Consider the following 13,214-nt stretch of genomic DNA (forward strand, 5'->3'; position numbering starts at 1 on the left):
CGACTTCAACTTCGACGGCGACCCGGACCAGGCCTTCACGGGCACCGACACGGACAACGACGGGCTCGACGACGGCTACGAGGGGGCCGACGTTGACGACGGCTACGATGTCAATGATGAAATAGACGACCCCGCCAGCGACCTTCCGGACACCGATGGCACGGAGGACGTGAACTACCGCGACTTCGACGATGACGGCGACGGGATCGACACGCCCGACGAGGACGCCGACGGCGACGGGGACCCGACCGACGACGACACTGACGGCGATGGCACGCCCGATTATTTAGATGATACCGATGATACAGAAACAGTTGCTGTTGAAGTCAATCAATTGGTAACGCCCAATGGTGATGGTAAAAATGACTTTTTGTTTATCAGGGGGGTGGAAAATGCACGAAACAATACGCTTCAAATTTTCAATAGATGGGGCGTAGCAGTGTACGAGGGAAGAAATTATAACAATATAAACAACATATTTGATGGGAGGTCAAGAGGCAGGTCTACCCTTTCGGTAGACGATTACCTTCCTTCGGGAGTATATTTTTATATATTTGAGTACGATACCGATCAAGGAAGAATTACCGATAGCGATTATTTCTATATCAGTAGATAACCCATTAAAGCAATGATGATCAAAAAGAGTATTTTCTTTCCGATAATTTTGATTGGAATAACTTTTCAAAGTATTGTAGCACAGCAAGATGCCCAGTACACCCAGTATATGTTCAACACGATGAGTGTGAATCCAGCGTATGCTGGTTCTAGAGGCCAGCTTTCACTGGCAGGCTTATATCGAGCACAATGGGTAGGTCTGGATGGAGCTCCCGAAACCTTTACCTTGAATTTACATTCGCCAATACGTAATAGTAAGCTGGGATATGGTATATCGGTAGTGAATGACAATATTGGCGATGGCGTGGTACAGGAAACCTATATTGATGCTGTGGTGTCTTATACCCTTGATGTTGATTTGGATAAAAAATTGTCATTCGGATTGTCAGTCGGTGGTGATATCATCAGCCTTGATTTCAATGGCCTTAGAAACTTTGATGATGAAGTAGTCGAACAAGACAACATTGACAATCAATTCTCACCGAATTTCGGACTGGGGGTGTATTACCATACCGATAAGTTTTATGCAGGCCTATCAGTACCAAATATTTTAGAAACTGAGTTTTTTGATAACAGTGGGGGAGATGCCAATTCAATAAATTTTCTTTCCACTGAAAGAATGAATTTTTATTTGATTACGGGCTATGTTTTTGATTTGAATCCGAATTTGAAGTTCAAACCTGCATTGTTGACCAAGGCAGTGGGCGGTGCACCTCTACAAGTTGACCTTTCTGCAAGCTTTCTGTTTGCCGATAGATTCAGCTTTGGGGCTGCTTACCGTTGGGATGCTGCAGTCAGTGCATTGGCAGGTTTTCAAATTACGGAGCAGATTATGCTGGGCTTGGCCTATGATAGAGAAACAACTGAACTTGGAACCAGACAATTCAATGATGGGTCTTTTGAGGTTTTTTTGCGGCTTGAGCTTTTGAGTTCCTTTAGAAAAACAGTGTCACCCCGATTCTTTTAAAATACTATCGGATGTTGAAAAAAATACGAGTATCACTATTAGTATCATTGTTCCTAGTTATTGGCAACGCTTTTGCTCAAGACAATGATTCGGTGGCATCTAAAAATCCGGTCAGGCAAATAGATCGTGCCGATGAGCGCTATCAAAGCTATTCCTTTAGCCCAGCCATTGATATTTATAAGAAGGTATTGGACAAAGGATATGTATCCGCAGATTTGCTGAAACGATTGGGCAACTCCTACTACTTTAATGCCAAATACGAAGAAGCAGGAAAGGTCTACGAACGTTTGATTGAAGACTACGGCGACGAATCGGGAGCAGATTATCTATTCCGCTATGCACAAACTTTAAAGACACTTGGCGATTATGATAAGGCCAATGCCATGATGGAAAAGTTCAAGCAATTGGCTGCACAAGATGGCCGTGTTATGGCTTACGAAGAGGATTACATTGCCAAAATTGAAGAAAATTCAGGTCGCTACAATGTAAAACTGTTTGGCTATAACAGTAAATACTCTGATTTTGCTACTTCCTTCTACAATGATGGGCTCATTTTTGCCTCGGACAGAGATACGGGAAACCTGGCCAGGTACCGACATACTTGGAATTCGAAAGATTTTCTTGATTTGTATCAAGTCAATGCCAATGCTGATACGACTTCGAATGAAGCAGTGATCAAGGTGCCAGGCGATGTAAACACTAGACTGCATGAATCTACCTCAGTGGTTACAAAAGATGGTACAACGATGTACTTTACCCGTAATAATTTCTTGGACGGTAAAAAATATAAAGACCAAGAAGGTGTCACTAGACTAAAAATATACCAGGCAACCCTTGTCGATGGTGAATGGACAGATATCACAGAGCTTCCTTTTAATGATAATTCTTACTCGGTTGCACACCCAGTGTTGAGTCCTGATGAGAAAAGACTCTATTTTGTTTCAGATATGCCTGGGTCACATGGTGAGTCTGATATCTTTATGACAGAGATCATTGGAGACGGCACTTTTGGACCAATAGTGAACTTAGGTACCACAATCAATACAGAAGCACGGGAGACTTTTCCATTCATAACCAAGAATGGCGTGTTATACTTCTCTTCTGATGGTCATCCCGGGCTGGGAGGGTTGGATGTTTTCGCCACTAAGATCGCTTTTGATGAATACGACCAAAGAATTGAAAACGTAGGCAAACCCGTCAATGGGCCTTATGATGATTTTGCTTATATAATCGATGAAGACAAGAAAAGTGGTTATTTTTCATCGAACAGAACAGGCGGTGTCGGTGAAGATGACATCTATGAATTCGATGAGAGAGAACCTTTGATGTTGGATTGCCTACAGGATGTAACAGGTACGGTACGTGACAGAATTTCCAACGAGGTATTGGTCGGGGCAACGGTCATGATTATCGATGAGAACAACAATGAGGTGCTGTCCACAAGAACAGATGCCAAAGGGGAATACGTTTTGGAGTTGGATTGTTCAAAAGGCAACTTTGTACGCGCTTTGATGGAAGGTTACGTACCTTCTGAAGAGTACCTCCCATCCTCTTATGGAAAACCAAGAATTGTTGACTTTTATCTAGAACGTGATGTAGTTACAGGTGGCTATGGTGATGATTTGGCGAAATTATTGCAATTGAGCACCATATATTTTGATTTGAACAAATATAACATCAGGCCTGATGCAGAGATTGAAATACAAAAGGTCATTGCTGCCATGGAGAAATATCCAAGTCTAAAAATCAAGGTAAATTCCCATACTGATAGCCGCGGCAATGACGATTACAACCTCTGGCTTTCACAAAAAAGGGCTGAATCAACGGTCAATTATATGATTTCAAAAGGTATTGAGAGCAGTAGATTGGCAAGTGAAGGCTTTGGTGAAACGCGCTTGGTCAACGAATGTGGAAATGGGGTCAGTTGTACGAAGGAAAAACATCAACTGAATAGACGTTCAGAATTTATTATTTTAGAGTAGAAGACTTTTCTTACTCTCAAAACACTTATTTTACAAAGAGCTCATCGATAAACAGCTATTTTTGGCATTGCTTTGTTTTATTGACGGCGACATTATCATCTTTTACATAAGTTTTTACTGCATACACAACATATTTTTCATCTACACATGTTACAACAATACTTTTGCGCTGTAATGTGTGAGTATGCCGTCGGTAACTAAACAACTAACATTTTTATTTTTCTTTTTTTTCTGTTTTCTGGCATCTGCCCAAGAAACATTTCTAGATAATTTTAGCTCTGTTTCTTATTCTAACAATGATGGATCTCAGAATTTCAGCTCAAACTGGACTGAACAGAATGATGGTGGTAGTCCATCTGGTGGTAGAATTCGAGTCAATTCAAATCGATTAAGGTTCAGAAACATGGACAATCGTTGGATATATCGATTTGTACCGTTGGCAGGCGCCTCTTCAGTGACGCTTACTTTTGACTATGATGCCACTTCTAGAGGGGGTGAGGCTCTAGATGCGTATATATATAATTCAAATACTGGTTCTTGGGATTTTGTGACCCGCATACAAACAAATAATACCGGAACCGTTACTTATAACCTCACAGCTGCCCAAATCGCCTCTAACCCAGCAATTATTTTTTATAGTGGTAGCGGAACGGCCAGTAATAGTTGGGATGGAAGTGATACAATCTTTATTGACAATGTTCTTTTCACAGCGACCTTTGGCGCTCAAATAAATGTCAATGACGTTACAGTTGATGAAAGTGCCGGAACGGCCACCTTTACAGCTACACATTCTGGGGCCAATACTTCGGGATTCTTTACAGTAAATTATACCACTCAGGATGGTTCGGCTACTGCTGGAAGTGATTATTCAACCAATACAGGTACCTTGAGCTTCAATGGAACTTCAGGCGATACCGATCAGATAACTGTTTCTATTCTGAACAATGCAGGGGTCGAACTCGATGAAACTTTTACCATTCAACTAACCGGTAGTTCAAATAGCTCAATTGATATATCCGACACAGGTACTGGAACAATCACCGAACCCAACGATCCAAGACCTTATGAAGAACGTTATGCCATGAATTTGGCAGGCAATTTTAAAGTTTTGTCAAACACTAATCTTGAATGTGTTTCAGGATGTCCTGGTTCACCAACGACCAATAACCCAAGTGTGGTCATGGGCTATGCAGATATAGACGGCGATGGTTCTACAACAAACTCAAGTAGCGCAACGCTGTCGTTACCTGTAGGAGCAACAGTGCAATGGGCAGGATTGTACTGGGGAGGACTTTACGGGAGTACAAATGCAGGCATCACAAATCCTTTGGGGCTCGATGCAAGCCAGGTCAAATTAAGAATACCTGGATCATCTAGCTATAACACTGTAAGTGCTAGTGTGATTAATGTAGAGAATGCTTCTTTTTCTGGATGGACATCATATCTGGCTTTTGCAGACGTGACGTCACTTGTACAATCTGGGGGTTCTGGAGATTATTTCGCGGCTGATATTACTTTGGCAACTGGTAGCAGTTTCACCGGGCCTTATGGGGGATGGAATATGGTGGTCATATATCAAGACGCATCGGAGAAAAGTAGAAACATTGCTGTTTGGGATGGTTTTGATTTTTTCGGTTTTGGTGCAAATGATTCTTTTACCGTGACCGGTTTATTAACACCTTCCAGCGGTGCATTTGAAACCCATGCAGCCTATTTTGCATTTGATGGTGAGGCCAATAGTACAGGTGACTTTGTAAGCATTGAGGGAACAGCGCTTTCAAATGCTTTGAATCCAGCTGACAATACCCTGAATGGAACTATTTCTGAATTTGGCTTGGACACGGGAGCACGAAATCCCAATTACTCATATAGCTGGGGCATTGACAGTGATGTATTTGATGCTTCTGGTTTTGTGGCAAATAATGCTACTGATATGGATGTGACCTTAGGCAGTAGTAGCGAGGGTATCTGGGGTGGAGTATTCGTAACCTCGAATGAAATAGCCTTTCCGAGTGTGGCGAGCATATCATTTAACCCATCAATAATCAACCTTGGCGATGAATCCATTGTGACAATAAGTATTGATAATCCTTCAAACGGGGTTTCCTTATCAAACTTTTCTTTGACAAATAATCTTCCTTCGGGTATGACGATAGCACCCACTCCTGATGCTTCCTCGAACTGCGGGGGTACTATTTCTGCTGTGTCAGGATCCTCAACTTTTAGTATTTCGGGCGTATCGATACCTGCGGGTACATCATGCACATTTGTTTTCGATGTTGTTACAGGCACTGATGGGTCTTTTACGAATACAATTACATCTTCTGATGTTTCTAATACTCAAAACATACCTCTATCTGGTTCTGCATCGTCGACCTTAACTGTCCTTGCATTGACCGATTTTGATAATGATGGTGTGCCTGATTCGTCTGACCTTGACGATGACAATGATGGAATATTGGATGAGGTAGAAAGTGTTAATTGCGACATTTCTGACCCAACTATAGATGTAACTATATTTTCTGAAGACTTTGGGGTTGCCGATGGCAATAGAAATTCAACTCCATATACAAATTATATTTATGAAGATGGCACAGGGTCAGGAGGTGGAAGCCCAAATCTCAATGATGGAGAGTACACAATCTTTGATGATATATCGACGACAGGTACATGGGCGCCGACTGTGTGGCAAAGTGTAGGCGATCACACCACAGGAAATGATAAGATGTTGATTGTAAATGCGAATAACACCGCTGGTCTCGAGTTTTACAGAAGGCCACTTGTGCAAGCGGTAGAAAATGTACCCTTGGATATTTCATTCTGGGTCATGAACCTAGATATAGACTCACCCTCAAACGATGGAAGAACAGAACCTGATATTACAGTAATTATTGAGCAGGGAGGCAGCCAAGTGTTCTCTTTCAATACAGGCAGTGTTCCGAGAGAGGCAGACGGAGATCCAACTGCCTGGAAGCAATTTACAGGTTCTTTTACCCCTACCTCCAATACTGCATTGGAAATAGTAATGATAAACAATGCGCCAGGTGGTTTAGGTAATGATTTGGCTTTAGATGATATTCAAGTTACCCAATCTTTTTGCGATTCAGACGGGGATGGCACGCCAAACTCACAAGAAGCCGATAGTGATGGTGATGGTTGTAATGATGCTGATGAAGCGTACGGGGATGCAAATGCTGATTCTGATGATAATGGTATGTATGGTTCTGGAACACCTTCCGTAAATTCAGATGGAACTGTAACCGCTGCTTCCTACCAAACACCAGAAGATGGTGATGCTAGTGGTACGTTTGATTTTCTCGAGGCAGGCACTGCCCCAACCATAACTTCCCAACCAACGGATAGCAGTATTTGTCCAGGTGGAAATACATCTTTCACGGTATCAGCTTCCAATGCTGACACTTACCAATGGCAACTGTTCAATGGCACTGGTTGGGATGATTTGACCGATACGGGCATACACTCAGGTTCCAACACTGTAACATTGAATATTGCAAATGCCCAAACATCAGATAATGGCAACAGATATAGGGTTATTGTTTCCAATTCTTCCTATATCTGTGATACCGAAACCTCCAGTGAAGTTGAATTGACAGTAATAGCACCCACAGCAAATGCTGGCGCAGATCAGGAGATTTGTGATGGGGAATCGGTAACACTTACAGCTTCCGGTTCTGGCGGAAACCCTGCTTATACCTATCTCTGGAGTACGGGTGAAACAACTGCCAGTATTACGGTCACTCCAACGGGGAATCCCAATTCAAATGTCAATGTAGATTATACCGTTACGGTGACCGATCAAAATGGATGTCAAGATACGGATACGGTCAGGGTTAGGGTAGAGTCAAATCCAACGGTGACCGTAAGTACAACAGATGCCACTTGTAGTCTCGATAATGGTGAAATCACGTTTACATTTCCTGACCACCCCAATAGATCGGCAATCGAATTCAGTCTAGACAACCAAGCCAGTTATGAGCCAAATGTTCCCGACAACAGTGGATCGGTGACCTACAATGGTTTAGCTGCTGGCACGTATGATTTGTGGGCAAGATGGGGCAACAATGAATGCCCGATCAGTTTAGGGAGTTTTACAATCGCCAATGTGCCAGAGGTTACTATCAATACGCAACCTGCAGACCAAACGGTTTTTGTAGGCGATAATGCAACATTTTCAGTGAATGCCAGTAATGCCGATACGTATCAGTGGCAAGTGAGTACAAATGGTGGCGGAGCTTTCAACAATATTGCTGACGGAACAGATTATAGCGGAACCCAGACCGCAACGGTCACGGTCAATAATGTCGTACAAATCAAAAGCGGTTACTTGTATAGAGTGATAGTATCCAATTCTACTACTTCGTGTACTTCCACAACTTCAAACGCTGCAATACTTACTGTAAATGTAAGGACAGTAATTACCAATCGCAGAGTCACTTACAGAGTAAACAGGGATTGATGTAAGTAATTCATTACAAATCAATTATTTACAAAGTTTAAATGTTTCATTGACCACGTATATCGGGTTGTTCATATTGGTCACATAGTACTTCACAACAAATACTTTGGCAAAGGTTTATGCTGAACGATATTGCGGTGTAAACCACTTAAATTCAAGGATTTTGCCTCTTTTGAGAAACATAGTTTTTCCTCTCTTAGTGGTATTTGTTTTTTTACTTCCAAATGCTTTATTGGCACAGACCACATTTACAGAAAGTGCCGCCGCCTATGGTCTTAACTTAGGTCAAAATAAAGACGGGGGCCATGCCTGGGCCGATTTTGATAATGACGGCGATTTAGATGTGCTGGTCTTAGAAAACAATAACAATGGTTCCGTCAAAAGTTTCTTGATGGAGCAAGACCCTGTGGGCACATTTACCAATGTACAGTCTACACTGGCACCGGGTATGCTGGGTGATAGGGCTGAGAGACAAGCTGCTTGGGGTGACTTGAACAACGATGGCCGACCTGATTTTATGATCAATTCTTCAGGTACAACAAGCTCTAGGGTTGCCATTCAAATATTCATTCAAAATACTGATGGTACGTTTGGTGATGGTACTGGGGGAACCGCCCCTTTGACCGTTGGTGAGAATGGCAGTGCAACAATAACAATAAACCCTTTGAATACTGAAGGAGCTGGATTTTTTGATTTTGAGGGTGATGGTGATTTAGATATCTTTTTTGACAGTCACAATTATGGTATTGAACTCCTTCGCAACAACTATATCGACCATGTTACACATACAGTGGTCAATCCTGCACCAAGTGCAATGTTCACCCACATTACGAACTTAAATGGCAGTCCAAATGTTCAATTTGGGCTGAATCAATTTGCCACAGATGGTGATTATGGCTCTGCTGCCGATGTGAACGACGATGGTTGGGTCGATATTTTTATGCGGAAACGTGATGAAAACGATTTCTTTCTAAATCAAGGCGGAACGTTTACCAATGGTTCTGATTTGGCCCAAGCTGCAAATGGTAATAAGGGGGCCAATGGATTATGGGATTTGGATAACGACGGTGATTTAGATGCCGTGTGGACAGAAAATGGCTTGACCCAGATTTTCAGGAATGATGGCCCCGGAGTTTGGACACCCTTGGGTGGAGGGGTTTTCCCTGGGTTGCCCCAACCTTCTAACACTGACAGTGGCAGTTCTTCAAACCCAATTGACGCTTTGGCCGGTGGTGATATTGATAACGATGGTGATATAGATATTCTGTTGGTTGGTGACGCCCCTGGTAGTGGCTCAAATAATCGTAGTTATCTCTATATCAATCAACTGAATAGCCCGACGCCGGCACCAGGTATGGTGGGCAGTGGCGCAGCGATGTCTTTTAGTTTGGATGCTGAGACATTCAACACAGCAGATGGCGAAGGTGCTACGATGGTAGACATTGATGACGACGGTGATTTAGATATTTATATCAACATCAATGGCAGTAGCAATGAGCTTTATATCAATGACCTACCTGCTTCAAATAGAGATAATCACTTGATTATTGATGTTACCGAAGATAGAGATGCAGATGGGTCGACCGGAGGGTTTTCAGGTAGGGTTGCAATCGGCACCAATGTAATCATCAAAGACTGCCAAGGAAATATTGTCAGTGGGCTCCGACAGGTCAATGGTGTTTTTGGCCATGGAACACAAAGTCCGGAACAAGTACATTTTGGGTTGCCCTTGGGAGAAAATGAGACCTACATTATTGAAGTGCGGTATCCAAATTTTTATGATCCCGTAGATGGTTTCACCCGATTGGTGGCCACCGTTGTGGCTCAACCCAGTACCATTCCCGGCACAAATCATTTTGACATGACCACTACCGATGCCGAGATTGTTGAAAATGTAAATCCGCCCGATGCGGTAGATGATGATGTTTTGGTGCCTCCCGGTACCACAGTATCAATACAAATCAGCTTGTTTGACAATGATTCAGAGCCTGATGGAGAAGATTTTTTTATAGACAGTGTGGTACAGCCGGCAGTGGGTACGGTCATCATTGATGATGCAGATGCAGGCTTGGTAACCTATACCTATAGTGCTGGTACTTTATTTCCAGGCACAACCTTCGATTACACGATTACAGATTCTACGGTTTCTGTCTGTCCAGCTTTGGGAAAAAGTGATACGGCCACGGTGACGGTTTCACCCCAAGATGATACGGATTTGGATGGTATAGCTGATTTAACTGATCTGGATGACGACAATGACGGTATATTGGATTCGGTGGAATGCCCCAACGCAATGCAAGTACTATGGGTTACAAATACTCCAGTTGGTACAGAAGAACAGAATGCTATAGATAAATTAATAGTTTTAGGATATACGGTTGATGTAGTTGATGATGGGGTCGGTGGTGACGCCAATAATTATGCGGTGACGTTTATTTATGAAGATGCAAATAGCGGTACGGCTTTGGCGAATGTAGCCAATATGATTACCACTGAGAACGGTGTAATCACCAGTGAAACGTTTCTGCACGATAATTTAATGGGTGCTAACCAAGGGGCTACCACTACCACTAATATTTTGAATATAACCGATAATACACACCCCATAACCTCAGGATTGGCACTCGGCAATTACGATATTGGGGATGCGTCCTTTCGGGCAAACAGTCTGACATCGGGTACCGTTTTGGGGCTGCATCCAAACGGAGAGGTTGCTCTAGCAATATGGGAGCCTGGCGATGCCTTCGATAATGTAAATCCAGCTCCTGCCGTGGCTCCAGGTCGAAGGGCTATTGTACCGCATTCCAATTCAAACGGTGGTTTTAACGCCGCAGGTGAAGACTTATTGGTAAATGCCATTATTTGGACAGCGACAAGGGATACCGATAAAGATGGTATCGCAGATTGCCTCGATACAGATAGCGATGGCGATGGCTGTGGCGATGCTGATGAAGCCTACGGTGATGCCAATACCGATGCTGACGATAACGGGATGTACGGTTCGGGTAGTCCACCGATAAACGGTGACGGTACGGTTACTGCATCACCCTATACAGCACCGGTAGATGCTGACTCCAATACCACTGCAGATTATTTGGAAGCGGGATTGACAATATCGATTACATCACAACCAATAGATTTGACGCTTTGCCCTGGCTGTACTGGTTCATTTTCGGTAACTGCCACAAATTCCAACACATATCAATGGCAAATATTCAACGGTAGTTCGTGGGTCGATTTAACTGACACCGGAATATACTCTGGTACCACTACAGATACATTGATTTTGACAGATGTGACCGCCGCTGAAAATGGAAATCAATACCGGGTGATTGCCTCAAATACTGCTTTTGTTTGTGAAACGGCAACCTCCAATCCAGCCACAGTATCGGTACAGGTGAATACTGTGATTACCAACCGAAGAATAACGTATAGGGTAAATAAAAATTGACACCACTGGGTCGTCAGAAAGTACTGTAATTGTTGACAGAATCGATAAACGGCATATTACTCAGCCGAGTGAAACAAAAGAATTAGACTTCAGGTTTACAGCCCTATACTGTGTGAAAATGCAGTTACACAACAATTATTTTCCTCAGGTAGCCATAACGTTAATTTTGTAAGGTGTAGAAAAACTGTATTCGCTGAAAAAGAGCGAAATACGCCCCAAATTATAAATGAATTGACCAACTTATCAAAGGTAAGGTTTGTGAAAGAAGGCCAGATTAAAAGGCTACGAAAGGTTTTCAATAGTAGCGCAACACTTTCCTACGATTCAAGTTTAGCAGTTCAGACTTAAGAAAGTTTTTCAAACAGAAAAGAATAAAACTTGAATAAAATATCAGGATGACATCACCAAAAAAACGTCCCATGAAAAAGTTAATCACTTTCATCCTTTTTGTATTCCTATCCGGAATTGCATTTTCCCAAACCACGGTTACATTGCAAGACCAATGTAATTGTGAGGTTTTAAGCGGAACGGCTGTATCAGCACCAGGTGCAACTACCCCAGCAGGAGCTGATGCCGGAGATATTTATGTGAACACCACTACCGGAACCATTTTCTTTTGGGATGGGGATTCATGGGAATTAACTTCTGGCAATGATACCAATACAACAAACGCTTCTTTGACAGAAGATGGAGTCAATTTGATACTTAGAGATAGTGATAACAATACAGTGACCATTCCTTTGGCTGATATAGCTGCAGTGGTTGATACAAATACTACAAATGTTGCTTTCACTGTAAATACAGGAACAGGACAATTGGAAATCACTGATTCTGAATCTAATACACTTTTTGTCTCACTTGCTGACTTAGCAGCAGCTATTGATACAGATGACCAAACCCTGACAGAGGTTTTAGCACAGGGCAACAGTGCTGGTGGCAACCCAATTACAGATTTGGATGATCCTACAGATCCACAAGATGCAGCAACAAAAAACTACGTTGACAATTTAAGTGTTGATGATGCGGATGCAATTATTGGTAATGAAGTCACTGACGCTACGAATGGTACGCTAGTTCGTTCAGGGTCTGGTACTACAGGTGACCCTTTTACATTGGGAGTAGCCACTGACGGAATAACCACGAACGAGATACTTGACGGCACGATAGCCTCCGGCGACATCGCGGCCGACGCGGTCAATGCCGCGACGATAAACGCGGATGTGGCAGGCAGCGGCCTGACCCAGAACGGTTCCGGTGCATTGGAGGTTGACGTGAGCTCTTTGGCGGGCGACGGCGACATCACCTCGACGGACAGTACGATAGACATCACGGGCGGCACCGACGCGGCCTTCACCGACGTGACCTTGGACGTAGCGGACGATGCGATAACAACGGACAAGATACTTGACGGCACGATAGCCTCCGGCGACATTGCGGCCGATGCGGTGAACGCGGCGACCATCAACGCCGATGTGGCTGGCAGTGGCCTGACCCAGAACGGTTCCGGTGCCCTTGAGGTGGACGTGAGCTCTTTGGCGGGCGACGGTGACATCACCTCTACGGACAGCACGATAGACATCACGGGCGGCACCGATGCGGCCTTCAACGACGTGACCTTGGACGTAGCGGACGATGCGATAACAACGGACAAGATAGCGGCAGGCGCGGTGGAATCAAGCGACATCGCTGCCGACGCGGTCAATGCCGCGACGATAAACGCCG

Annotated in this window: 6 protein-coding genes; all 6 read left to right on the plus strand. The window is 43.5% G+C overall.

Features of this window, described 5'->3' with window-relative positions; genetic code table 11:
- A partial coding sequence (locus tag AAAH86_RS14930) for a gliding motility-associated C-terminal domain-containing protein (protein WP_343488479.1) occupies positions 1–616 on the plus strand: 616 nt, incomplete at its 5' end.
- Between the two features lie 15 nt (positions 617–631).
- On the plus strand, positions 632–1,582 hold the full coding sequence (locus AAAH86_RS14935) for a type IX secretion system membrane protein PorP/SprF (protein ID WP_343488486.1): 951 nt from the start codon (positions 632–634) through the stop codon (positions 1,580–1,582).
- Positions 1,583–1,593: 11 nt separating this feature from the next.
- On the plus strand, positions 1,594–3,564 hold the full coding sequence (locus AAAH86_RS14940; RefSeq protein WP_343488480.1) for an OmpA family protein: 1,971 nt from the start codon (positions 1,594–1,596) through the stop codon (positions 3,562–3,564).
- 184 nt (positions 3,565–3,748) lie between these two features.
- Positions 3,749–8,041 (plus strand): Calx-beta domain-containing protein, encoded by a 4,293-nt coding sequence (locus AAAH86_RS14945; RefSeq protein ID WP_343488482.1) that lies wholly within the window; start codon positions 3,749–3,751, stop codon positions 8,039–8,041.
- Between the two features lie 232 nt (positions 8,042–8,273).
- A complete protein-coding gene (locus AAAH86_RS14950) occupies positions 8,274–11,492 on the plus strand; it encodes an FG-GAP-like repeat-containing protein (protein ID WP_343488484.1) in 3,219 nt (1,072 codons plus the stop codon).
- 419 nt (positions 11,493–11,911) lie between these two features.
- A partial coding sequence (locus AAAH86_RS14955; RefSeq protein ID WP_343488485.1) for a hypothetical protein occupies positions 11,912–13,214 on the plus strand: 1,303 nt, incomplete at its 3' end.

This window comes from Allomuricauda sp. d1 (assembly GCF_039592695.1).
GTDB lineage: Bacteria > Bacteroidota > Bacteroidia > Flavobacteriales > Flavobacteriaceae > Flagellimonas_A.